The organism is Candidatus Poriferisodalis sp. (assembly GCF_965262965.1).
In the GTDB taxonomy this organism is placed as follows: Bacteria; Actinomycetota; Acidimicrobiia; order Acidimicrobiales; family Poriferisodalaceae; genus Poriferisodalis.
The window spans coordinates 430498-453318 of sequence record NZ_OZ253573.1 but is presented as its reverse complement, the minus strand read 5'-3'; the positions used below and the strand labels follow the sequence as shown (position 1 = coordinate 453318).

The 22821-nt window shown below is 65.0% G+C and carries 20 protein-coding genes; 9 read left to right on the top strand and 11 right to left on the bottom strand.

Annotation, left to right across the window (positions count from 1 at the left end; all coding sequences use genetic code 11):
- Nucleotides 1-40 precede the first annotated feature (40 nt).
- From ACQY5K_RS02185 to ACQY5K_RS02160, 6 genes are all read right to left on the bottom strand, one after another.
- Nucleotides 41-949, bottom strand: coding sequence for an MBL fold metallo-hydrolase (locus ACQY5K_RS02185; RefSeq protein ID WP_428119659.1), 909 nt, complete (start codon nucleotides 947-949; stop codon nucleotides 41-43).
- Nucleotides 946-1500 (bottom strand): TIGR03086 family metal-binding protein, encoded by a 555-nt coding sequence (locus ACQY5K_RS02180; protein WP_428119657.1) that lies wholly within the window; start codon nucleotides 1498-1500, stop codon nucleotides 946-948. Before ACQY5K_RS02180 ends, ACQY5K_RS02185 begins: the two co-directional genes overlap by 4 nt.
- An 86-nt stretch (nucleotides 1501-1586) precedes the next feature.
- Nucleotides 1587-2372, bottom strand: a complete 786-nt coding sequence (locus ACQY5K_RS02175) for a VOC family protein (RefSeq protein WP_428119655.1) — start codon at nucleotides 2370-2372, stop codon at nucleotides 1587-1589.
- Between the two features lie 10 nt (nucleotides 2373-2382).
- Complete coding sequence (locus tag ACQY5K_RS02170; RefSeq protein ID WP_428119653.1) at nucleotides 2383-3324, bottom strand: YihY/virulence factor BrkB family protein; 942 nt, start codon at nucleotides 3322-3324, stop codon at nucleotides 2383-2385.
- Between the two features lie 50 nt (nucleotides 3325-3374).
- Nucleotides 3375-4943, bottom strand: coding sequence for a class I adenylate-forming enzyme family protein (locus tag ACQY5K_RS02165; protein WP_428119651.1), 1569 nt, complete (start codon nucleotides 4941-4943; stop codon nucleotides 3375-3377).
- A gap of 70 nt (nucleotides 4944-5013) precedes the next feature.
- The gene (locus ACQY5K_RS02160) at nucleotides 5014-7134 is read right to left on the bottom strand and encodes a molybdopterin-containing oxidoreductase family protein (protein WP_428119649.1); all 2121 of its coding nucleotides are present in this window, start codon (nucleotides 7132-7134) and stop codon (nucleotides 5014-5016) included.
- A gap of 108 nt (nucleotides 7135-7242) precedes the next feature.
- Here ACQY5K_RS02160 and ACQY5K_RS02155 point away from each other — a divergent pair, with 108 nt between their 5' ends.
- Both ACQY5K_RS02155 and ACQY5K_RS02150 read left to right on the top strand, forming a co-directional pair.
- On the top strand, nucleotides 7243-8643 hold the full coding sequence (locus ACQY5K_RS02155) for an MFS transporter (RefSeq protein WP_428119647.1): 1401 nt from the start codon (nucleotides 7243-7245) through the stop codon (nucleotides 8641-8643).
- Nucleotides 8644-9076: 433 nt separating this feature from the next.
- Nucleotides 9077-9475: a hypothetical protein gene (locus ACQY5K_RS02150; RefSeq protein ID WP_428119645.1), complete on the top strand. Its 399-nt coding sequence runs from the start codon at nucleotides 9077-9079 to the stop codon at nucleotides 9473-9475.
- Between the two features lie 28 nt (nucleotides 9476-9503).
- Here the strand turns inward: ACQY5K_RS02150 and ACQY5K_RS02145 are convergent, their stop codons facing one another.
- A complete protein-coding gene (locus ACQY5K_RS02145; RefSeq protein ID WP_428119643.1) occupies nucleotides 9504-10451 on the bottom strand; it encodes a calcium/sodium antiporter in 948 nt (315 codons plus the stop codon).
- 33 nt (nucleotides 10452-10484) lie between these two features.
- Nucleotides 10485-12275, bottom strand: a complete 1791-nt coding sequence (locus ACQY5K_RS02140) for an IlvD/Edd family dehydratase (protein WP_428122827.1) — start codon at nucleotides 12273-12275, stop codon at nucleotides 10485-10487.
- A gap of 213 nt (nucleotides 12276-12488) precedes the next feature.
- Here ACQY5K_RS02140 and ACQY5K_RS02135 point away from each other — a divergent pair, with 213 nt between their 5' ends.
- From ACQY5K_RS02135 to ACQY5K_RS02110, 6 genes are all read left to right on the top strand, one after another.
- Nucleotides 12489-13496 carry a thiamine pyrophosphate-dependent dehydrogenase E1 component subunit alpha gene (locus ACQY5K_RS02135; RefSeq protein ID WP_428119641.1) on the top strand — a complete coding sequence of 336 codons (1008 nt, stop codon included), beginning with the start codon at nucleotides 12489-12491 and terminating at the stop codon, nucleotides 13494-13496.
- Nucleotides 13493-14506: an alpha-ketoacid dehydrogenase subunit beta gene (locus ACQY5K_RS02130; RefSeq protein ID WP_428119639.1), complete on the top strand. Its 1014-nt coding sequence runs from the start codon at nucleotides 13493-13495 to the stop codon at nucleotides 14504-14506. The genes ACQY5K_RS02135 and ACQY5K_RS02130 overlap by 4 nt, the downstream gene beginning before the upstream one ends.
- Nucleotides 14503-15534: an NAD(+)/NADH kinase gene (locus ACQY5K_RS02125; RefSeq protein ID WP_428119637.1), complete on the top strand. Its 1032-nt coding sequence runs from the start codon at nucleotides 14503-14505 to the stop codon at nucleotides 15532-15534. Before ACQY5K_RS02130 ends, ACQY5K_RS02125 begins: the two co-directional genes overlap by 4 nt.
- 14 nt (nucleotides 15535-15548) lie before the next feature.
- A complete protein-coding gene (locus ACQY5K_RS02120; protein WP_428119635.1) occupies nucleotides 15549-17153 on the top strand; it encodes a 2-oxo acid dehydrogenase subunit E2 in 1605 nt (534 codons plus the stop codon).
- 477 nt (nucleotides 17154-17630) lie between these two features.
- The gene (locus ACQY5K_RS02115) at nucleotides 17631-17846 is read left to right on the top strand and encodes an AbrB/MazE/SpoVT family DNA-binding domain-containing protein (RefSeq protein WP_428119633.1); all 216 of its coding nucleotides are present in this window, start codon (nucleotides 17631-17633) and stop codon (nucleotides 17844-17846) included.
- Complete coding sequence (locus ACQY5K_RS02110; protein ID WP_428119631.1) at nucleotides 17843-18238, top strand: type II toxin-antitoxin system VapC family toxin; 396 nt, start codon at nucleotides 17843-17845, stop codon at nucleotides 18236-18238. The genes ACQY5K_RS02115 and ACQY5K_RS02110 overlap by 4 nt, the downstream gene beginning before the upstream one ends.
- 42 nt (nucleotides 18239-18280) lie before the next feature.
- Here ACQY5K_RS02110 and ACQY5K_RS02105 read toward each other — a convergent pair whose 3' ends face one another.
- The 3 genes from ACQY5K_RS02105 to ACQY5K_RS02095 form a co-directional block, all read right to left on the bottom strand.
- On the bottom strand, nucleotides 18281-19441 hold the full coding sequence (locus tag ACQY5K_RS02105) for an acyl-CoA dehydrogenase family protein (protein WP_428119629.1): 1161 nt from the start codon (nucleotides 19439-19441) through the stop codon (nucleotides 18281-18283).
- A 4-nt stretch (nucleotides 19442-19445) separates the two neighbouring features.
- Nucleotides 19446-19982 carry a VOC family protein gene (locus tag ACQY5K_RS02100; protein ID WP_428119627.1) on the bottom strand — a complete coding sequence of 179 codons (537 nt, stop codon included), beginning with the start codon at nucleotides 19980-19982 and terminating at the stop codon, nucleotides 19446-19448.
- An 83-nt stretch (nucleotides 19983-20065) separates the two neighbouring features.
- Nucleotides 20066-21916: a flavin-containing monooxygenase gene (locus ACQY5K_RS02095; protein ID WP_428119625.1), complete on the bottom strand. Its 1851-nt coding sequence runs from the start codon at nucleotides 21914-21916 to the stop codon at nucleotides 20066-20068.
- An 83-nt stretch (nucleotides 21917-21999) separates the two neighbouring features.
- Between ACQY5K_RS02095 and thrH the strand changes: the two genes are divergently transcribed.
- Nucleotides 22000-22737 carry a bifunctional phosphoserine phosphatase/homoserine phosphotransferase ThrH gene (thrH, locus tag ACQY5K_RS02090; protein ID WP_428119623.1) on the top strand — a complete coding sequence of 246 codons (738 nt, stop codon included), beginning with the start codon at nucleotides 22000-22002 and terminating at the stop codon, nucleotides 22735-22737.
- Nucleotides 22738-22821: the final 84 nt, after the last annotated feature.

The following is a 22821-nucleotide window of genomic DNA, read 5'->3' as shown; positions in this document are numbered from 1 at the left end:
GACCGCTGGCCCGTTCTCAGAGCCGCGTTCAGGGCCGCGTTCAGACCCGCTCGGCGTCGTCTTCGAATTCGAGCTTGTAGCCCTCTCCGTCGCGGACCATGATTCCACCCGTCGGAGCGCCGAAGTGCGTGCCGATGACCAGGGTCTCGCCGTTTGCCCAGTCGGGGAAGACTTCGTGGCGGGTGGCCCGGGCCTCGTCTTGGTCGGTGTCGAACATCGAGCTCAGATCGGGGTCTGCGAGCTGCAGGGGAGTGTGCGCCATGTCGCCGGTGATGATCGCCCGCTTGCCGTTCGAGGTGACCACCACCGAGATGTGGCCTGGGGTGTGCCCCGGCGTGGACTGGAACGACACTTCGTCGCAGATCTGATGATCGGGATCGATCATCTCGACGAGGCCCGCCGCCACAATCGGCGCCACCGAGTCGTCGAAGACACCGTCGCCGAACAGATCGTCGGTGCTCTCCCAATGGTCGTACTCGGCCCGGCAGAACAGGTACTCCGCTTTCGGGAACGTCGGCACCCATTCGCCGTCGACGAGCCGGGTGTTCCAACCGACATGGTCTACGTGCAAGTGCGTGCACACCACGTGGGTGATGGACTCGGGCGGGAATCCCGCAGCAGCCAAGTCGTCGAGGAACGGCCCCTGCTGTTCGTGCCAGAACGGATTGGAGCGCTGCTTGTCGTTGCCGACGCAGGTGTCCACGGCGATGCGGTGATCGCCTGCCTCGATCACGCAGCAGTGGATGCGCTGGAGCAGGTAGCCCTCGTCGCTGACAAAGTGCGGTCGCAGCCATGGGGCGGCGTCGGCGCGCGCGAGTACGTCGTTCTTGCCCAAGCCGTCGTACAGGAATCTCGGAGAGGTCGGCGTATCGGACTCGGCCACGGATGTGATATTGACGTCGCCGACCTGCCAGCGCAGGGGTTCGGCACGCTCGTCGATGCCGCTCATGGCTGACGCCCGACGTATGCCAGGTAACGGTCCGCGATCGGGGCGTCGTCGGAAATCTCGACCGGATCGGTGATCAGCTTCATCTTGCGCGGGCCCTCGCCCATGCTCTTGATGGTGTTGAGGCTTATCTCGCACAGGTCTGCGGGCAGCTCAACATCAATGCCTGCGGCTTGAGCGATGTCCCATGAATGTGTCAGCGGATCCCAACTCACGACACCCAGGAGAGCCTCGACGCTCATCGGCCCGAACCACCACTTGCCCTCGTGGTCCAAAGCGCCAGGCAGGTTGAGCGCTTCTGTGACGCCGTCGCGGGTTTCGGCCCACCTCGCGGCGGGATCGGCAGGCGCGTCGGGCATGGTCGGAAAGGACAGTTCACCCGTACGGGCGATTGACGCAAGAGCGTCGAGCACTCCGCACTGATGGCGCAGCACATCGCGTGCAGTCCAGCCCTCGCACGGGGAGTCGTTGTCCCAAGCTTCGCTGGGCACTTGAGCGCAGACGGAATCGAACAGCTCGATGGCGCGGGTGAGGTTCGCGAGGTTGTCGCTCATGGTGGTGTTGTCTCCTTGGTTGGTATGGGTGTCGGATTGCCGGTCCGTCGTGGTGCGGGGGTGCGGCGATGCGCACCGGCGGAGTTCTAGTCGCTGTCGACGAGGTTGACTCGCAATCCGGCGAGCATGACCTGAGCGTCGTTGACGTAGCAATCACGGGCACGCGCACCAGCGAGCACCGCATCGCGATCGACGGTGGTCACGTCGATCCCGCCGAGCCCTTCGCCGCGGCCGTCGGTTTCGGCCACGAATCGGAGCGTGGCGTTGTCGATCGGGATGATCGGATTGCCGTCCGCGTCGCTCTCGAGATCGATCTGTGCGATTTGGCTCCACCGATCGGCCAACCTCTGTGGGTCGGGGCTCTGCAATTCGGCGGCGGCGATGCCGCTCACCAGTTCGGTACGCACGAATGGCTCCCAGTGCTTGCCGGCGGGCCACCACGGACCGCCGACTGCCCCGGCGCCGTCGCTGGTCATCTGGTCCATTTCGAAGAATGCGCCACCGGTGTCGGCTGGGTGGAGCTGCATGCCCACGATGCCGTCGTCGGGATAGTTCATCTCAAACGCGAGGCGCACTCCAAGATCATCCACATGTACACGTCGCGCTGCCACGTCGTCCACCTCGGTGATGACCATGTAGCCCGTATCGCCGCCGCGACGATTCTGGTAACGGCCCGCGGCGGTGTCGTCGGTGACCGGCGTCACGCATTCCAAGAATTGGGTTCCCACCGGCCACAGCGTGTTCTTCAATCCGAAGACGCCGACACTCGGGTCGATATGACACGGCTCGACTCCCAGCACTGTTTGTATGTCGACTGCGGTACGGCCGAGGTCTGCAGTCGTGACAGCGATTTGACGCAAGCGAATCCACATGCGCGTCACACTAGGACGGAGCCTCGGGCGACGCTTGCGAGCCGCATGCGGCGGGCGACGCTTGCGAGCCGCATGCGGCAGGCGACGCTTGCGAGCCGCATCCTGCTGGGCGGCGGCGTTCGAGGACGGTGTTGATCTCTGCGCCGGCAAGCAGTCCCATGGCGAGCAGGTAGAGCCACAACAGCAAGCTGAGCGCACCGCCAAGCAGGCCGAACACGGCGTTGACACCGTTCGAGGCCAGGTTCAAGTAGGCGCCGAAACCAAGCGAGACGGCCAGCCACCAGACCGTGGCCAGCACAGCGCCCGGCAGCTCGTGCCGCCAACGCTCGGAGTTGCGGGGCGCGATCCGGTACACGGTCGCGGCCCATGCCACGACGGCGCCAACGACGACAGGCCAACGCAGCCAATCCCAGGCGGTGCTGAAGGCTGCACCTGCGCCTATCCGGTCCGCGAGTTCTTCGCCTCCTCCCAGCAGCGGGCCGACGACGACCATCGCTGCTACGAGCACCGCCACGAACAGTGTCAGGAACGTGAGACTGAAGCCGACGACGCGAGTCGACAGCCAGTTGCGCGTCCCGCGGTGGCCGCAGATGACGTTGAGCGCCCGCACGACAGCAACGAAACCTCGTGAGGCTGCGTACATGGCAACTGCCACACCGGCAGTGATGACCCGGGCGTCAGAACGGTTGAACAGATCGGCAACCGTTGCGTCAAGCGTGTTTTGGGACCCAAACGTGTCGCTGATTCGACCGATCAGCCACTGTTCAGTGTCGCCCGCCGCGCTCTGGCCGATGAGAACGTCAAGGGAGCCGAGGGCAGCGGCGAACACGATCACAGCCGGGAACAGGCCCAGCAGGGCGAAGAATGCAATCTCGGCTGACAGTCCGCCGATACGCGCGCGACCCCAGTCGGCCCGGGCTTCGTCGAGAAAATGCAGCGACGTGCGGGCCACGGCGCGAAGTCGCGATGGAGCGTCCGTTGACATCTCGCGTTGTGCGGGGTTCAAGGTGCGGGCGGCACGGTGTCCGCACTGATGTCCGCAGTGTTCGGCTCGATCGTGTCGGTGTCAGTCGGTGCGGCGAATCTGACGAGTTCCGCGGCTCGCCTGACCAAGCCGTTGCGGTCGATCTTGGCCGTCGATGCGAGCGGGATTTCGGGGACGAACCAGACGTGGCGGGGATGTTCGTACGCCGGCCCGTTCGACAGCGCGTGATGCTTGACCTCCTCCGTCGTGAGCGTGCGGCCCGGCTCGATGCGCACAAAGGCGGCCGGGAGCTGCCCTTTCAGTTCGTCAGGCACTGGCACAACGACCGCCTGATGCACTGCGGGGTGCTGTTCGAGCATCTGCTCAACCGCGTCGGGGTAGATGTTCTCGCCAGCGCAGACGAACATGTCGTCGACCCGGCCGACGAAGAAATACCAGCCGTCGGCATCTCGGGTCATCAGGTCGCCCGTGTGGTACCAGCCGTCGGTCAGCCGTTCTGCGTTGACCTCGGGCAGGTTGTGGTACCCGGCCATCACCCCGGGCGAACGCACCCACAGCTCGCCCGCATCTGAGTCTTCGCCGGTCCCAGGGTCGACCAGGCGCAGCTGCACCTTGGGATGCGCGTGGCCAACGGAGATCTTGGGCCGCGGCTTGCCCTGCGGGTGGGGGCCGAACTCGAGCACGGCCTCTGTCGTGCCGTACCCGTTGGTGACCAGTGCCCCCGGAAGCAGGCGCTGCACGTCACTGTGGAGGGCTTCGGTCAGCGGCGCCGAGCCGATGAAGGCTCGTTGCACTGAGGACAGGTCAGGAATCTGCTCGCCGGCCGCGACGCGGGCAGCGACTTCGGCGGTGACGAGCGCGAACATCGTCGGCACGCCCGAGCACATCGTCACTCTGTGCTCGGAGATGGCGTCGATGTAGCCAGAGGCAGTAAATCCCCCCAGGAGGATGACAGTGCCTCCGTTGGCGAACGCCAGCTTCGAGGACATCGAGGCGTTCTTGTGGTACAGCGGGGCCGAGACGAGCATCACCTCGCCGGGCATCGCCGCGCCGTACTCCAAGACCGTGAAGGTGATGTTCCGGTGAGTGAGCAGCACGCCTTTGGGCCGGCCGGTGGAGCCCGAGGTGTAGATGTGCACCGCGACGTCCTCATCGTCGACGTCTGCGGGGGCTGGGAGTGGTTCGTGCGAGTGCAGTTCGTCCCATTGCGGCGAGCCGATCACGATGTTCGGCACATTGGGCGGCACGAGTGCGGCGTGCTCACGGTCGGAGATGACCAGCTGCACCTCGGCGTCGTGGGCGATGTAGGCCTGGGTTTCCGCTGGCAGCTTGGTGTTCAGCGGCACAAACACCAGGCCCGCCGCCGGTGCGCCGAACAGCACGTCATAGAACTCACCGCAATTGCCGGCCAGCAAACCGACGCGCGCCGACGGCGCGAGACCGCGTGCGGCCAGGCCTGCGCCGCAACGCAGTGCCCGATCTCGAAGCTCTGCAGCGGTGACGGGTTCGGGAGGCGAAGCAGACCGGTCGATCAGGACGACCGCATCGCTGTGGGTTGCGCGTTCAAGCAGCTCGGCGACGTTCATCGCAATCGCAGGTTAGGGCGATGGGCCCGTGACCTGCCGCGGCCCTCGGGGCCACGAGATGGCGCAGCGCTCAGACGGTCCCGCTGGCGATTCGCTCAACGGGCTCGACCTGAACGAGGGTGTCGTGGAAGGCCGCCGAGCCGACGGTCGGATCCGGATCTCCAAGGCTCGGGTTCGTGAGTGCATTGACTGTGCGTGCGTCGGCTGCTCCCGCCCACCATCCGAACGGGATCGCCACCAGCCCGGTTTGCAGGCGCTGCGAAATGGCGGCGTGCAGCGTGAGCTCACCGCGGTCGTTGAAGACGCGGACCTCGTCGCCATCGGCGATGCCGCGCGACTCGGCGTCAGCGGCGCTGATCTCGAGCTGAGGGTGCGGGGGGTCGGGCAGGTGGTGCTCGAATCCTCCGTAGTGGCTGTTGAGAAAGCGCAGGTGCTGCTTGAGCGACATGAGCGCCAAGGGATAGCGCTCAGCCAGTGCCCGGTCGCCGTTTGGCGACTCGGCTGCGACGCGGTACCGCAGTGGACCCAGCCGCAGCGGCCCCAGCTGCTGCTGATGACTGGGCACCTGATGGTCTGCGTCACGAGCGGCGCCCGAACTGCGAGCTGGCGCGACGGGGACTTCCCGGCTCGACATTGAGGACCAACCGGGCGGCACTGCCAGTCGTGCCCAGCCGTCACGCAGCAATCGCTCGTAGGTGATGCCCTCGAGCCACCGATGGCCGCTCAAGAGCAGATCGCGGACCATCTGGCTGTCGCTGTCGGCCAGACCCGGGGCGTCGAGGCTCATCGCGTCTGCGAGACGCCGGAAGATCTCGGTGTTGGGCAGGCATTCGCCCAGCGGCTCGATAGCGGGCCTATTCAGCGACACGTACAGGTGACCCCACGCGTTCATCAGATCGAGCTGCTCGATCTGCGTCGTGGTGGGCAGCACGATGTCGGCGTACCGGGCTGTGTCGGTCATGAATTGCTCGATGACGACGGTGAACAGATCTTCGCGTTCGAGTCCGGAAATCACGCGGTTCTGGTCCGGGGTGATCGCAGCCGGATTACAGCTGTAGACCACCAGGGCGGTCACCGGGGGATCGTCAACCGCGTCGCTCAGCGCATTGCCCAATGACGACATGTTGACCACGCGCTGCGGTCCGTCTGGCGGGGTGATGTCGGCCAGCGCTGTGTCGAAGTACACCTGCGTGGAACGCACCAGCCCGCCGCCTCGATGCCGCGCTGCGCCCGATACGGCTGCGAGCGACGCCACAGCCCGGTGCAGGTCGCGACCGAATTCGCGGTGCTCCATGCCGACGAGCACGCGCAGCGCGACAGGTGGCGCGTCCGCAATACGAGCGGCCAGCTCGCGGATCGTGTCGGCATCGATGCCGGTGATGCGCTCGGCCTTTGCGAGCGTCATTGCCTGCGCGTCGGCGCGCAGCTCAGGCCACCCCTGAGTTGTCGCAGCCAGGTGTTCGGTGTCAATACGGCCGGCGCGGTCCATTTCTGCGATCACCGCGAGCACGAGGGCGACATCGGAACCGGGCCGCGGCTGCACATGCTGATCTGCGCGGGCAGCGGTCATCGTCTGCACCGGGTCCACGACGATCACGCAGGCGCCATTGCTGCGGGCGGTCTCGATGTATGGCCACAGGTGACGGTTGGTGAGCAATGTGTTCGTGCCCCACAGCACGATCGTGCGAGCGAATTCCACATCGGTCGGGTCGCTGCCCAAGGGAACGCCGAGCACGTCTGACGCGCCAAGCCACGCCGTGACCCCGCAGATGTGGCGGTTCAGCCGCGTCGCCCCCAGCGCGGCGAAGAACCGATCGGCCATGACGCCCTTCTGTATGAGGCCTTGCGTGCCATCGAGCGAATACGGCAGGACCGTCTCTCCTCCGTGGCGGGCGATTGCTGCGCTGAGTCGTGTCGCAATCTCGCTGATCGCCGCATCCCACGACATCGGCTCGAACCGCGCCTCGCCCTTGGGCCCAACTCGTCGGAGCGGGTGCAGCAATCGATCTGGGTGGTACACCCGATCCAGATAGGGGTTCACCTTCGGGCACAGCTGTCCTTGGGTGAACGGTTGGGAGGGGTCGCCGCGCAGGTTCACCGCTACACCGTCAACAACTGTGACCTCCCAGGCGCACGTATCAGGGCAGTCGTGATGGCACGCGCCTCGCACAACGGTCTCGGTGTCGCTCACGACGTAGCGCTCCCCGGTAGCGGCGCAGCCATCCGCTCTAGCATGGTGCAGCCGACACGGCGCGACGGCATCGAATTGCCGGCGTCGTGCGCGTGAGGCCATCGCCCCATGTCACAGACGACTTTCTCGGCGACGCCGATTGCCGCGCTTCCCCCTGACGATTCGTCGCGCCTGCTCACCGGCCCGTTCCTGATCCTCAACATCAGCGCACTTTTCTCGGCTATCTCGTTCTCGTCGATGCTGCCGCTCACGGCATTGCTGGTCACCAACCAGACCGGCGGTGGCGACGTGGCAGTCGGTTTTGCCATCGGCGTGTTCGCCATCACGGCCATCGCAGCCCGGCCGCTCATCGGCCGTCTCGGCGACGAGCGTGGCCGCCGCTTCTTGATCGTCCTCGGCGGCTTCACCACCGCGGCGACGTTCTTCGCGCACATCTGGGCCGACACCTACGTGATGATCCTGGCCATGCGCATGCTGACCGGCGCGTTCCAGGGGATGTTCTTCGTGGGCAGCGCCGCGATGGTGAGCGACCTAGCGCCGGAACACCGCCGGGGCGAGGCCGTGAGCTGGTTCTCGGTGTTCCTGTACTTCGGAATGGGATTGGGCCCCGGACTGGGAACGATCACCCAGGAGTGGGGTGAAACCTCTTTCGCCTTGGGGGGCTACGACACAGCGTTCGCTCTTGCGGGAGTGCTGATGATGCTCTCTGCGGTCATCGGCGGGTTCCTTCCGAAGGACTCGCCAAGCGCCATGGGGCAGCATTTCACCCAGGGCGGCGACGGCCAGCTGAACGGGGCTGCAGGTGCTGGTGCTTGGGGGCTGCAGGTGCGCCTCGCCCAGGCAGCACGCCCGTTGGTGTTCCAACTCGTCGCCAAAGAGGGAAGCGCAGTCCAGCCGCCTGCGGCACCGCACGTCCATGCGCCCCCGAGCACGGGCAATGCAGGCCGGGTCTTCTACAGGCCTGCGCTGTGGCCCGGGACCATCTTGGCCATGGGGATCATCATCATCCCGGCGCTGTACGGGTACCTGCCCAAGCTCGCAGAAGAGAACAGTCTTGGCTGGCTCGGCCCGGTCTTCTTCGTCTACAGCATGTTGGTTCTGGTGCTGCGAATCATCGGACGCAAGCTGCCCGACAAGCTGGGCACCAAGCGCACGGCGACGCTGGCACTCGTCGGTGCGGCGGCCGGCATGGTGGTGATCGGCACCTTCGTGTCGGTCCCGGGCCTGTACATCGGCGTGGTGATCCTGGCGCTCGGCGGCTCGCTGCTCTACCCAGCGCTGATGGTCGCCGCTATTGAAGGTGTCCCTCCCAATGAGCGCGCCCGCGCCATGAGCACGTTCACCATGTTCTTCGAGCTGTCTGCCGGCATCGGCGGTCCGATTCTCGGAGTCACCGCTGCGGTCGTCGGCGCAACCGCCGGCGCGTTCTACGCAGCGGCCGCATGCTCGCTGTTCGGCATAGTGCTACTGGGAATCTGGCAGCGCGGTGTCGCTCCTGTCGTCAGATAGCAACGACGTCATACGAACTGAGCAGTCGACCGTGCTCATTCCTCAAGACCTCTTTGAAGTTCGCATGCTCAGTCTCGTACGCTGGCTCCATGACGCAGTCATGGCATCCCAAGGGTTCTCCTTGGGGCGGGCGTTTCAAGAGCTCGGCCAGCAGGAGCGTCGATCCGAAAAGCCGGCGCGCTGCGACAGAAGCTGCACTTGTGGCAGGTCTCACACCAGTTGATCAGGATTCTCGTAGCGGCTCATCGGCGGACTCGGAAACGCCGCACTGGTTGGAGCTTCCAAAGGAGCGACGACAGATCCTGCTCGCAGAAACTGACAGCTATCTGGCTGAACTGCGGACGCAGGTCGGTGAACCGTCCAAAAAGCACAAGCGGCGAACTGCTGCCCGAGCCGAGAGCTTGAAGCAAGATTGAGAATCTGACATCACCTAATGCCGGTGCTGATCCTTGATTCGGGTGCCGTTGCGCATCTGGCGCAACAGCGCGAGCAATCGCTCGCAGACATCGAAGAACTCCAGGGACAAGGGCTCTGGCCGCCAATCGTGCTCGCGGAGTGCATATCTGGAAGGCAGGGCACTGATGCACTGGTCTACAAACTTCTCAAGATGTGCGAGACCCAAGATGCCCTGCAGAGAGAAATTGCCCAGCGTGCCGGAGACTTGCGAACTCGTGCGAAAGCAGGATCGGTGGTCGACGCCGTCCTCGTAGCGATGGCCGAGCCCGGAACGACGATCCTTACGGCGGATCTCAAAGATCTGGATCTCCTTGCGATCCACGCTCAGCAGGTCACGATTCGCTCTCTTCATCCCCGCCGACGAAGGAACCCGTAGCGGCGCGCAGGACATTCGATGCGAGGCCTCAGCTGACGCCGAGCAGGACCATTGCGCCGATGTAGACGGCGAGCAGGGCGACGCCGTCGATCCGGCTGGCACGTTTGCCGACGAGCGCTCCCAGGTAGGCCAGCACGACCACGGCCATCATCGCCCCGATTCCGAGTCCGGTCAGCGAGGGCTCGTCGATGGCTCCCGCGCCCACCAGGCCCATGGCCCCGCCCACAGCAAGGCTGTTGAAGACGTTTGAGCCAAACAGGTTGCCCACGATCAGCTCGGCTTGCCCTTTTCGAGCAGCGGCCACAACGGTCGCGACCTCCGGCAACGACGTGCCCACCGCGACGACTGAGAAGCCGATGAAGCCGTCGCTGAGGCCCCAGTGCTCCGCGAGTGCAGTGGCGCCCTGCACCGCGAACTGGGCGCCCACGATGACGCCGAACAACCCCAGCAGCACCCGGATCAGGCTGGTGATCGGCCGACCGGCATCCTGAGCGACGGCGGACGTGACCGCATCGGACGAAAGGGTGTCGTCGCGCGACGAGCGCACCAGCCACACCAATGTGAATGCCATCAGTAGAGCCAGCAAACCGCCCTCGAAGCGGCCCAGCGTGCCGTCCACGACCAACAAGGCGAATATCGCTGCGGTGGTCACCGACCAGGGAACGTCGCGACGCAGCGCCATCCGGGAGAACGGGATCGGCATCAGCAGTGCTGCCACTCCAAGACCCAGGCTGACGTTGGCCACGTTCGAGCCCACGATGTTGCCCACGCCGAGCGCGGGCTCGCCATTGATCGCTGCCAGTGAAGACACGACCATCTCCGGTGCGGACGTGCCGAAGCCCAGCACCACTGCCCCGATCACTGCAGGGCGGATGCGCAGCGCGGTCGCGAGCTGCGACGCGCCCGTCACAAAGTGATCGCCAGCCCACACCAGCAGAACCAAGCCTGCCAAGAGCGCCAGCAACGCGAGGATCATCGCTGCGAGGGCCCCGATCTCAAGAGCGCGGAGCTAGTGATTGTGACGCGGAGTGCCATGGGTACGAGCCGTGTCCCGGTACTTGACAGCCGGGCGCAGCACCATTCCCTCATCGAACTGGCTGACGATCGACCGCTGGATCTCTTGCCACGGTGTGTGCGACGGCGGCACCGGGTAACCACCGGCCGCGTCCAGGTCGGCTCGGCGGCGGGCCAGTTCGTCATCGTCGACCAGCATGTCGGCGCTGCCGCGACGCAGATCGATCCGGACACGGTCGCCGGTACGCAGCAACGCCAAGCCGCCGCCGACCGCAGCTTCGGGAGCCGCGTTCAGAATCGACGGCGAGCCCGACGTTCCCGATTGACGACCGTCGCCGATGCACGGCAGCGAGTGGACACCGCGCACCAGCAGTGCTGCCGGGGGCTGCATGTTGACGACCTCGGCACCGCCGGGGTAGCCGATCGGTCCGGCCCCGCGAACGAACAGCATGCAATTCTCGTCGATGTCAAGAGCGGGGTCGTCGATGTGCGCCCGGTAGTCCTCCGGTCCGTCGAAGACGATGGCGCGGCCCTCGAACGCGTCGGGATCGTCCGGATTGGACAGGTAGCGCTGGCGGAACTCACCGGAGACGACGCTCGTCTTCATGATGGCGCTGTCGAAGAGATTCCCCGACAGGTTGATGAAGCCGGCATCAGCCAAGAGCGGCTCGGAAGCAGTGCGGATCACATCAGCGTCCATGATCTTGGCTTCGGCACAGTTCTCGCCGATACTGCGGCCGTTGGCTGTCAGCGCACTGGGGTGAGGCAGCAGCCCGGCACTCATCAGCTCGCCGACCACGGCGGGAACACCTCCAGCGTGGTGATAATCCTCACCGAGATACTCCCCAGCGGGCATCAGGTTGACGATCAGCGGCACTGCGAAGCCGTGCTTCTGCCAGTCGTCGTTGCCAAGCGGGACCCCGAGATGCGCGGCGATCGCATTGAGGTGGATGGGGGCATTGGTGGATCCGCCGATCGCGGAGTTCACGACGATGGCGTTCTCGAATGCCTCGCGGGTCATGATGTCGGACGGACGAAGATCCTCCCGCACCATCTCGACGATGCGCAGCCCGGTTCGGTAGGCCATCTGCGCCCGTTCGCGGTACGGGGCCGGGATCGCGGCGGAACCCGGAAGCTGCATGCCCAGCACCTCGGCGAGGGAGTTCATGGTGGTGGCGGTGCCCATCGTGGAGCAGTAGCCCACTGACGGGGCCGACGACGCAACTAGATCGATGAATCCCGTGTCGTCGATCTCGCCGGCGGCATAGAGTTCACGGGCTTTCCACACGACGGTGCCCGATCCGGTCCTGCGGCCCTCGTGCCAGCCGTTCAGCATCGGCCCGACCGACAGAGCGATGGCCGCCACGTTCACCGTCGCTGCCGCCATCAGGCATGCCGGTGTGGTCTTGTCGCAGCCGATGGTGAGCACCACACCGTCGAGGGGGTACCCCTGCAGCACCTCGACGAGACCGAGATAGGCCAGGTTGCGGTCGAGTGATGCGGTAGGTCGCTTGCCGGTCTCCTGAATGGGATGAACCCCGAACTCGAAGGCAATTCCGCCGGCTTCGCGGATGCCCTCGCGCACGCGCTTCGCCAGCTCGAGATGGTGGCGGTTGCACGGTGAGAGGTCTGAGCCGGTCTGGGCGATGCCGATGATGGGCTTGCCCGACTGGAGTTCTTCTCGCGTCAACCCGAAGTTGGCATAGCGCTCGAGGTAGAGCGCCGACATGAGCGGGTCGCCCTCGATGTCGAACCAAGCGGCCGAGCGCAGACCGCCGCGTCCGATACCGGGGTCGGGACCGTCGGCAGGATGGATCGAACGAGGTTCGGAGGATGGGCGTGAATCAGGTTCGGAAGCCACCGGGCCACACTACGCGTCGCTGCGTGCCGCACACCAGCCGTACGGACTCCCGTTGCTGCACCTGTCACAGCGGCAACGGTCGGCTCGAAGGCGCGGAACTAGTGTGTGGCGCGCCGATACCGCTCCGAGGGGGCACGCATGGATCCGAGCCCAGAAGTACTGCTGGATTTACACCGACGCATGGTGCGCATTCGCCATTTCGAAGAATCTGCCGGGCGGCTGGCCGAGCAGAACCGGCTGCCGGGATTCCTGCACCTGTACGTGGGGGAGGAAGCGGTTGCCTCAGGGGTGTGCGCCAACCTCGACGACGACGACCAGATCAGCTCGACCCATCGGGGTCACGGGCATCTGGTGGCCAAGGGAGGCAACTACGGCTACATGATGGCTGAGCTGATGGGCAAGGCCACGGGCTACTGCGGGGGCAAGGGCGGCTCCATGCACATCTGCGATCTCGACCTGGGAATGCTCGGTGCGAACGGCATCGTGGGCGGCGGTGTGCCCATCGCCGTCGGCGCCGGATTCGCAAACAAGTACCGGGGCAACGACCGGGTCTCGGTGGTGTTCTTCGGCGACGGCGCCTCGAACATCGGGGCCTTCCATGAGGCCGCCAACATGGCGGCGGCACTGTCGCTGCCGGTGGTGTTCGTCTGCGAGAACAACGAGTACGGCGAGTTCACGCCACGTGAACGCACGATGGCCATCACCGATGTGGTGGACCGAGCAGCCGGGTATGGCATGCCCGGGGCAATCGTGGACGGCATGGACGTGGTGGCGGTATGGGAAGCAGCCAAAGAGGCCGTCAGCCGGGCCCGTCGGGGTGAAGGACCCTCGTTCATCGAGGCCAAGACATACCGCTTCTACAACCACCACGGCGTGCAGACGCTGGGCATGAAATACCGCACCGACGACGAGCTCGCCGAGTGGAAGCAACGGGACCCGATCGAGCTGTTCGAAGACCGGCTGGCGGCAGCCGGTGTGCTCGATGCCGGCGGTGCTCAAGCCGTTCATGACGCCGCCGAGGCCGACATCGAAGCGGCGATCGCATTCGCCGAAGAGAGTCCGCTGCCCGACCTGGACAATCTGCTGGTCGACGTCTACACCGGCGCGAATCTCACCGCAGCTACCTACTCAGGAGCGTCATCATGACCGCCACTGTCGATGCCCCTGTCGGTGCCTCAGGGCGCAGCATCGCCTACGGAGCCGCATTCGCCGAGGGGCTCGCACAGATGATGGAAGCCGACCCGAATGTGTTCGTGGCCGGTGAGGACGTCGGTAAAGCCGGGGGAGTATTCGGTTCGTTCCGCGGGCTGAACGAGCGCTTCGGCGATATGCGTGTGGTTGACACGCCGATCAGCGAGCAGGCCATCGTGGGTCTCGGCACGGGCGCGGCAGTCAGCGGCCTGAGGCCGGTCGTGGACCTGATGTTCATGGACTTCATCCTCGTCGCCATGGATCAGATCGTAAATCAGGCGGCGAAGCTGAAGTACATGTTCGGCGGCAAGGCCACGCTGCCGCTCACGATCACCACGAGTGCCGGAGCAGGGCTGTCGGCCGCGGCTCAGCACAGTCAGAGCCTCGAGGCCATGCTGTGCCACATTCCGGGCCTCAAGGTGGTCATGCCGTCGAACCCGTACGACGCGAAGGGCCTGCTCATCTCGTGCATCCGTGACGACAACCCGACGGTGTTCGTGAAGCACAAGCGGCTGCTGGGCCTGCGCGGCGACGTTCCCACCGACGTGTACGAAGTCCCGTTGGGCTCGGCCAGCATCGTGCGGCCCGGCGACGATGTCACCGTGGTGACGTACGGCCGGATGGTGCACGAGTCCACATCGGCTGCTGATGCGCTGGCGGCCGAAGGGATCGAGTGCGAGGTGATTGATCTCCGCACGCTGCAACCGCTTGATATGGACACCGTCATCGAATCTGCACACAGGACGAATCGCGTTGCAGTCGTGCATGAGGCGGTCCGATTCGGCGGACTCGGCGGTGAGATCGCATCGCAGACTGCAGAGCAAGCCTTCGACTATCTCGATGCTCCGATCGAACGCATCGGCGCACCGTTCAGCCCGGTGCCATTCAGTCCCGTGCTCGAGAAGGAATGGGTGCCCAACGCCGAGCTGATCGGCGAGCGAATCCGAGCACTCGCGGCCGCGTGAGTGAAGCTGTCGGCCCGACGGTCGGCATCGTTGCCAATCCGCTGGCCGGCAAGGACCTAAGAAGGCTCACCTCAGGAGCCACACCGGTCTCAGACGCCGTCAAGATCGGTGCAATCCGCCGTGCTGTGGTGGGCGCGTTCGAGGGCGGAGCGGAGCGGGTGCTGATCAGCGGCGATCGGGCGCGACTGGGGGACCGGGCGCTGGCGGGACTTGATGCCTCGGGACCGGTGGAGGTCTTGGAGCCGCACGGCTGGCACACCGGCCGCGACTCCCAGTTGGCCGCGGCACGGTTCTGTGAGCTGGGTGTGGGAGCAGTGATCGCGCTCGGCGGTGATGGCACCCAGCGCGATGTAGCCAAAGGCTGGAGAAATGTGCCTCTGGTACCGCTGGCGGTTGGCACCAACAACGTCTTCCCACAGCAGTTGGAAGCCACGGTTGTCGGCTTCGCTGCAGGAGCGGTGGCGAGCGGTCTCGGGGCTGCGGCGGAGGTGACAACGCAGGCAAAGATCATCGACATCACGCTGGCGTCGAGTGGCGGCTGCGATGTAGCGCTGGTCGATGTGTGTCTGGTGCGGGGCGCTTTTGTGGGCGCACGGGCTGTGTGGGAATCGGCATCGGTGAGCGAGATCGTCGCCGCCATCGCCGAGCCGGCATCGGTGGGGCTGTCAGCGATTGCAGCGGCCGTCGCCCCGCTGGGGCGGCACGAGGCGGGCGGAGTTCATGTTCGGTTGGGGTGTGCGTCGCGCAGCGCTCAGGGGAGCCTGTTGATCCGGGCGGCGGTGATGCCCGGCTGCTATTCCGACATTGACATTGAACATTGCGAGCAGGTGGGATTCGACCAGCCGGTCACGCTGCGGGGTCCCGGTGTGCTGACGCTCGACGGGGAGCGCGAGATCGTGCTGAGCCGAGGGGAGAGGGCTGAGGTCACCGTCCGTCCGGATGGTCCGCGGGTGATCGACGTGAGCGCAGCTGTTGCGGTTTTGCAGCGATGGCGCTATCGGTTCGTGCCTGCTGTTGCGGACGGCTGAGCAAGAGGACACCGATGGCCACCGAGTTTGCGATGCCGAAGCTGGGTCTGACGATGGAGTCGGGCACGATCTTGCGCTGGCTGGTGCCTGACGGCACGCCAGTGGATACTGGCCAATCTGTCGTGCTGGTCGAGACCGACAAGGTGGAGACCGAGATTGAGGCTTCGGGCAGCGGCGTGCTGGCTCACAGCGGCGAGGTCGGCGAGGAATACGCCTGCGGTGTGCGGATCGGGTGGTTCTTGGAGCCGGGGGAGTCCCCGCCTCAGGTGGCTGCTGGCCCGCCCGGGGATGCTTCGCAGCCGTTGGGGTCCTCGATCACGGGCTCGGCTGTGACCGCGGCGCCGGCGGCGGCTGCTGCGGCGGTGGCACGTGCACCTGGGGAGCGTGTCCTGGCATCTCCGGCGGCCAAGCGGTTGGCGAGAGAACTCGGTGTGGAGTTGGGGATCATCGCCGGGAGCGGTCCCAATGGGCGCATCACCGAACGAGACGTGCAGGCTGCGTTCGACGCGCCGCCTGTTCCGGCCCCGGGTGAAACAGCTCCAGCGGCAACGGGAGATGTGCAACGACTGGCTGTGCCAAGTCCCGGTATCCCAGGTCCGGGTATCCCAGGTCCGGGTATCCCAGGTCCGGGTATCCCAGTGCCGCCACCTGCGACTTTCGCAGCCCGACAACTCGCCGACCTGCTCGGCGTGGACCTTCGCGCTGTGCATGCCAGCTCCGCCGACGGACGTATCTCACGCGCCGATGTGGCTTCGCATGTCCGGACGCTGCTGTCCCGCCTGAGCCCGACCGCAGACGCCCCCGCGCCCGAGCTTTCAGGCCCGGTGCCGGGTGCCGCGCCGATACCCGCCACGCTCGAGCCGAAGCCTGCCCCAGCAGACGAGGCACCACCGCTTGCGCAGACGCCCACCGAGCAGGTCCCGCTGCGCGGCATGCGGGGTGTGATTGCCGAGCGCATGACTGCCTCGCTTCGGGAGATGGCCCAGCTCACTCTCACCATGGACGTCGACATGAGCGCCGTAATTGCCGAACGGGCCGCGTTGGTCGAGATTGCCCGCAGCGCCGGCGACGACGCCACCGGCAACCCCGGCGGAGAAGCCCCGGATGCGGCCGTGCCGGGCTACACCGACTACGTCGTGGCTGCGGCCGCCGCCGCCCTTCGGGTGTATCCGAGGGTCAATTCGCAAGTCACCGCCGATGCCGTGGCGCTGTTGGGGGACATCCACGTCGGTCTCGCTGTCGCGCTTGACGATGGCTTGCTCGTGCCCGTCGTCCGCCACACAGATCGTCTGAGCCCGAGCGAGATTGCAACAGAGACGAAGCGCCTTGCCGGCGGAGCGCGTTCCGGAGGGTTGGGCTACGACGACTTCCAGGGCGCCACGTTCACGGTCACCGCACTCGGCATGTTCGGCGTGGACGCCTTCACGCCGGTCATCAACCCACCGAACACCGCCATTTTGGGCGTGGGACGCATCCGCACTGAGACCGACTGGTCAAGTGGCAGCCCCGAGGCCCGCCCGGTGCTCACCCTCTCGCTGACCTGGGATCACCGAGCTTTCGACGGCGCCCCAGCCGCGAGGTTCACCGGCGCTGTGCGCGACTGGCTCGAATCCCGCTAAGAGTCCCAGCGTCGCGGCCGTCCACACGTCGGTGACGATCTTCGCCACCCGGTCAGGCGGCAATCGGCTTGCCAGATCCAAGGTTTGCCAATCTGCGCGGCCGTGGGTCGTGTCCTTCGTGTGTTGTCGATTGTCGCCCTTGTAGGAATTCCGCTCTTCGTGGCCGGTCCGGCTCAAGCCCAGAATGCCGATGTTGTGCTTCCGCGGCAGGCTTCAGCGACCTGCGCCCTCGCCGTACTGAAGCTCGCAAGACCCATGCCGCGGGTTGATGTGAGAACTCCAGCATTGCAGCGTCAGTTTCTTGGGTCCAGTCGCCGACGCAGTTGTGTTTGGCGGATAGGTCGGGCATGAGTTGGATGGGTTGGCCCTTGATCGGCATGATGCCGCGTGAAGTTTCGTCAACGACGATAGTATGAATTACTGAATCAGATTGTCATATGTCAATAGTCGTATTTGAGATGGCGAGAAGGTCGAGACATGCACATATCGGAGCGGGGTCAGATCACGATTCCGAAGCGTTTGCGGGATCGTTTCGGCTTGAACCACAACGTCGAGGTAGAGATCACCCCCACCGATGAGGGACTACTCATCCACAAACGCACGGTGGGGCCGCACCCGGTTGAGAGGGTGTATGCCATATTGAGCGGCGTCACGAGCACCGACGCGTACATCGAGGAGATCCGCGGACGGTGATCACCGCGGTAGACACCAACGTTCTGCTCGATGTCTTCGGAGGCGATGAACGGCACGGCCTTGAATCGCTGGAGCGATTGCGACGGGCATACGACGAAGGTGCGGTCATCATTTGCGACATCGTGTATGCGGAACTCGTTCCGGCGTTCGACGATCGGGTCATCCTGGACCGGGCGTTGCAGGAGATCAACGTGACGCCATCTCCGACCACGAGAGACATCGCATATGAGGCCGGTCTGCGTTGGCAGCGATACCGCCGGATCGGCGGACCGCGGCAGCGAATCATCACGGATTTTGTAATCGGCGCTCATGCCGTCATCGCGGCGGAGTTCTTCCTGACACGAGACCGCGGCTTCTACGTCAACTACTTCCCCGAATTATCGGACGCTTGAGACGAGCCGACTCAGAGCGCAGAGACGCAACTGCAGTTCAGCTCAAGTATTGACGTAGCTGCGCTTTGCGACCTCTTCGAGCATGACTTCGGTGGCGCCGCCGCCGATGGGCAGCAGGCGTGCATCGCGACACATTCGCTCGATGGTCGACTCCCGCATGTAGCCGATGCCGCCGTGGAACTGCATGCAGTCGTACATGACCCGATTCACGACTTCGGCACCGAGCGCCTTGACGCCCGACATCTCCTTGATGGCGTCGATGCCCTGTTCCTTGAGCCAGGCGGCGTGGTACATCGAGGCGCGCACTGCGTCGACCTTGGCCTGATTCATTGCCATGCGCTGACGGATTGCGCCCAGGTCGTACAGCGTGGCGTCGAAGGCCTTGCGTTGCTGGGTGTAGGCGTTGGTCAGGTCGATGGCAACCTGAGCTGCGCCGATGCCCATGCCGACGATCACCATGCGCTCGTTTTGGAAGTTCTGCATCGTGGCGTAGAAGCCACGATGCCTCTCGCCCAGAAGGTGATCGTCAGACAGCCACACATCACGTAGCACGAGTTCGGCAGTATCCGAGCTGCGCCAACCGTGCTTGTCGAGCTTGCGAGCCACTTCGAAGCCCTCGGTCTGCGCTGGGACCAGGAACATCGAGATCCCGTACCGGTTGTCGGGGTCGGTCCGAGCCGCCAGCACGGTCATGTCGCCGTACACGGCACCGGTGATGAATGTCTTGGCGCCGTTCAGCCGCCAGCCGTCACCGTCGCGGACCGCAGTGGTGCGCAGCCCTGCCACGTCGGAACCGGCGTCGGGCTCGGTCACGCCGATCGACAACATGGTGTCGCCGGACTGGACCGACGGCAGCCAGCGCTCAAGCTGTTCTTCGGATCCAGCGTTCAACAGGTGGGGCAAGGCCATGTCGGTGTGCACGAGCACGTTCGCTTCGAAGCCTGCGTAGGTCGAGGAGCCGAGCGCCTCGGAGAACGCCGCCGACGCGAGCGGACCGAGGCCCAACCCGCCCCAGCGTTCAGGCACCCGCAGCGAGAACATCCCCAGCTCGCCCATCCGCTTGTAGATCTCACGCGGGACCTGGCCGGCTTCCTCCCAGGCATCGCCAATCGGGGTGACCTCGTTGGTCACGAACGCAACTGTCTGGTCGTAGATCGCCTGCAGCTCGTCGCTCATGTAGGTGTTGCGATGGACGTTGCTCACCGATTCAGCCCACCGGTGCCGGTGCGGAGCCTTGCTTCACGAGTTCTTCGAGCGGGTCGCCGCGTCGAAAGCGCTCGACGAGCACGTCGGCGTCGAACTCCACGCCGATGGGGTTCGCCTCGAAGGTCTCCGAGCGCATGAAGTCCATGCACTCGGCCATCGTCGCGTAGTTCTCGATCTGGAATTCCACACCGTTGCCGTCGGGGTCGGCGTAGTACATCGACGTGGTGGGGCCGTGGTTGATGGTCCGCACCGGCATGATGCCTGCCGCTTTGAGGCGTTCGTAGAGGTCGAGGAGGTCGCCGAAGCTGCCCATCGAGTATGCGATGTGCTCGAGAGTGCCCTGGCGAGAGTCGTACCGACCGGGCTGGCCACGGTTCACAAAAGCCAGCCGATGATGCTCGTCGTCGTACGAGATGAACGAGATGAATCCGCCGTTGTGGACGACTTTGGCGTCGAGCACCGTGCACCACCACGACTGGAGGCGCTCGATGTCGTCGGTGCGAAAGACGGCGTGGGCCATCTTGATCGGCTTTGCCATGTCCAGCCTCCCCGCAGAGGTCCGTGTTCGGGGGGCGACGTCTCGAGTCTGCTTTCGCTGATGTCGGGAAATCGCCCTGCCGCTCAGCTTAGGTCGATGCCCTCGAGGCGACCCATTGAACGCCACTCGTCCAGGATGCGGAAGAACTTGATCGGACCGGCGCCGTACATGGCAGTGAAGAAGCCGTTCGGGTTCCCGAGCTTGCCCTCGTTGTTGTAGTAGCCGGGCGTGCATGCTTCGTAGAAACGGACGCCGAGGCGGGCCTTGTCGGCCATTTCCTCCTGCCACCACTGCTCGGCTTCGGCAGTCGGCTCGATGCGCGTGCAGCCCCGTTCGGCGGCCTCGTCGAGCATGTAGGTGACATGTGCTGCCTGCTCGGACAGCGCGTGGGGCACATTGACGGTCACAGCGGTCTGCGTGAAACCCAAGAAGAAGCAGTTCGGGAACCCATGACTGGTGAGGCCGTGGAGAGTCTTGACGCCATTGGCCCACTTGTCCGAGAGCGTCTGTGCGCCCCGGCCGATGATGTCGTAGCCGGCACGTCGGGTGTACGCAGTGCCGACCTCGAAGCCGGTCGCGAACACGATGCAGTCCACTTCGTACTCGGTACCGCCAACAACAACGCCGCGCGGGGTGATGCGCTCTACTCCGCGGCCGTCGGTGTCGACGAGATGCACATTCGGCCGATTGAACGTCGGCAGGTATTCGTCGTGGAAGCAGGGACGCTTGCAGAATTGGCGGTACCACGGCTTGAGGGCATCGGAGATCTCGGCATCGTCGACGATCTCGGAGGCCCGCGATCGCACCGTGTTCATCTTCTGGAAGTCGGCCAGCTCCATGAGCTCGCCCTTCTCACGCCCGGTGAGACGGCGGCCAGCCTTGCGGGCTGCGGTCTTGGCGGCGATACCGGTGAGATTGCGGAAGATGTCGGTCCAGCCGTCCGATACCAGGTCCTCGTCCTGGTTCCCCCCGCTCACGAGGACGTTGAAGTTCTCCATGCGCCGGCGCTGCCAGCCGGGCGCCAATGACGCAGCCCATTCCGGATCGGTCTCGCGGTTGTCTCGCACGTCGATCGACGACGGCGTGCGCTGGAACACATACAGCTCTTTGGCAGATTCGCCCAGGTGCGGGATGCACTGCACGGCGGTAGCACCCGTGCCGATGATGCCGACTCGTTTGTCAGCCAGGTTGACGAGGCCGCCCTCGGAGTTCCCGCCGGTGTAGTCGTAGTCCCATCGGCTGGTGTGAAACGTGTGGCCCTCGTAGGAGTCGATGCCACCGATGCCCGGCAGCTTGGGCCGGTTGAGGGGACCGTTCGCCATCGCGACGTAGTGGGCACGCATGCGGTCGCCACGGTCGGTCGAGATGATCCACTGGGCCGCATCGTCGTCCCAACGCATCTGCGACACTGACGTCTGCAGGCACGCGTTGTCATACAGCCCGAAGTGGCGGGCAATGGCCTTGGAATGCCCAAAGATCTCCGGCGCGAACGAGTACTTGTGCTTCGGCATGTACGCCAGCTCTTCGAGCAGCGGCAGATAGCAGTACGACTCCACATCGCACATCGCTCCGGGGTAGCGATTCCAGTACCAGGTGCCGCCGAAGTCGCCGGCCTTTTCGATGACTCGGATGCTCTCGTAGCCCGCCTTGCGCAGCTGGGCGCCCATCAGCAGGCCGCCGAAGCCGCCGCCGATGATCGCAACTTCGACCTCGTCGAAGAACGGCTCTCGCTCGACGCGCTCGGTGTACGGGTCGTCGACGTAGTTCGAAAAGTCGCCCACCACCTCGACGTACTGCTCGTTGCCATCGTCGCGCAGGCGCTTGTCGCGCTCGGCCCGGTAGCGGTCCCGCAGCTCGTCGGGATCAAAATCGATCTCCGGCAGGAAGATCTCTGCGAGCGATGTTGACTCGATGTTGTCGGTGTCGATGCTCATGAGGGCCTCGCTCGCTGGTCTTCGCGGCGCTGGACCGCATTGAATATCTAAAATAGCTTAGAAACTTTGCCATGCTCCGTGGCGTGTCCGGGCCCCGGACCGGCTTCTCGGACGACATTGGGGACGTGTCGCTCCTTTGGTGGGGCGACGATTCGTGGACAAGCGCCCGCGGCGTGCGAGAATCGGCGCTCGTGCAGCGCGTGATTGCCTTGGACATGGAGGGTGTACTGACACCCGAGATCTGGATCGCCGTCTCAGAGGGCACCGGCATTGCCGAACTCGGGCGTACGACCCGTGATGAACCCGACTACGACGCGTTGATGCAGTACCGCCTCGACGTCCTCGCAGCACACGACGTTTCGCTGTCGCAGATCCGCTCGGTGATCGCCGAATTGCCGCTGCTTGGCGGGGCGCGGGAGTTTCTCGACGAACTTCGGCATCGGTGGGTCGTGGTACTGCTGTCAGACACTTTCGAGCAATTCGATGACCATTTTCTCGAGCTGATGGGCTACCCGCACCTGCTGTGCCATCGCCTCGACGTGGCCGATGACCGCATCTTGGGATGGCGCCGGCGGGTGCACGATGCCAAGCGGCTCGCGGTGCAGGCGTACCGTGACCTCAACTATCACGTGACCGCAGTCGGCGACTCGTACAACGACCTCACGATGCTGCGCTCTGCGCATGCGGCAAGCCTGTTCCGTTGCCCGCCGACGCTTGTCGAGGCCAACCCGGATCTGCCAGCGATGTCCGACTACGGCGACCTGCTGCGATGGATCACCGACGTCGAGCTGCAGACAGCGGACAGCAAGCGCAGCGGCTGATTCGTCCCCGGAGCCTGCGGTCAGACCGCAGGCCAACGGCGCGGATACGCTGCGAGTCACACTTCGTGAGAAGAAAAACACGGC

Bases quoted from the DNA above. Each gene is read 5' to 3' on its own strand.
- ACQY5K_RS02185 (WP_428119659.1), bottom strand. From the start codon at position 949: ATGAGCGGCATCGACGAGCGTGCCGAACCCCTGCGCTGGCAGGTCGGC.
- ACQY5K_RS02180 (WP_428119657.1), bottom strand. From the start codon at position 1,500: ATGAGCGACAACCTCGCGAACCTCACCCGCGCCATCGAGCTGTTCGAT.
- ACQY5K_RS02175 (WP_428119655.1), bottom strand. From the start codon at position 2,372: ATGTGGATTCGCTTGCGTCAAATCGCTGTCACGACTGCAGACCTCGGC.
- ACQY5K_RS02165 (WP_428119651.1), bottom strand. From the start codon at position 4,943: ATGAACGTCGCCGAGCTGCTTGAACGCGCAACCCACAGCGATGCGGTC.
- ACQY5K_RS02155 (WP_428119647.1), top strand. From the start codon at position 7,243: ATGTCACAGACGACTTTCTCGGCGACGCCGATTGCCGCGCTTCCCCCT.
- ACQY5K_RS02150 (WP_428119645.1), top strand. From the start codon at position 9,077: ATGCCGGTGCTGATCCTTGATTCGGGTGCCGTTGCGCATCTGGCGCAA.
- ACQY5K_RS02145 (WP_428119643.1), bottom strand. From the start codon at position 10,451: ATGATCCTCGCGTTGCTGGCGCTCTTGGCAGGCTTGGTTCTGCTGGTG.
- ACQY5K_RS02135 (WP_428119641.1), top strand. From the start codon at position 12,489: ATGGATCCGAGCCCAGAAGTACTGCTGGATTTACACCGACGCATGGTG.
- ACQY5K_RS02130 (WP_428119639.1), top strand. From the start codon at position 13,493: ATGACCGCCACTGTCGATGCCCCTGTCGGTGCCTCAGGGCGCAGCATC.
- ACQY5K_RS02120 (WP_428119635.1), top strand. From the start codon at position 15,549: ATGGCCACCGAGTTTGCGATGCCGAAGCTGGGTCTGACGATGGAGTCG.
- ACQY5K_RS02115 (WP_428119633.1), top strand. From the start codon at position 17,631: ATGCACATATCGGAGCGGGGTCAGATCACGATTCCGAAGCGTTTGCGG.
- ACQY5K_RS02100 (WP_428119627.1), bottom strand. From the start codon at position 19,982: ATGGCAAAGCCGATCAAGATGGCCCACGCCGTCTTTCGCACCGACGAC.
- ACQY5K_RS02095 (WP_428119625.1), bottom strand. From the start codon at position 21,916: ATGAGCATCGACACCGACAACATCGAGTCAACATCGCTCGCAGAGATC.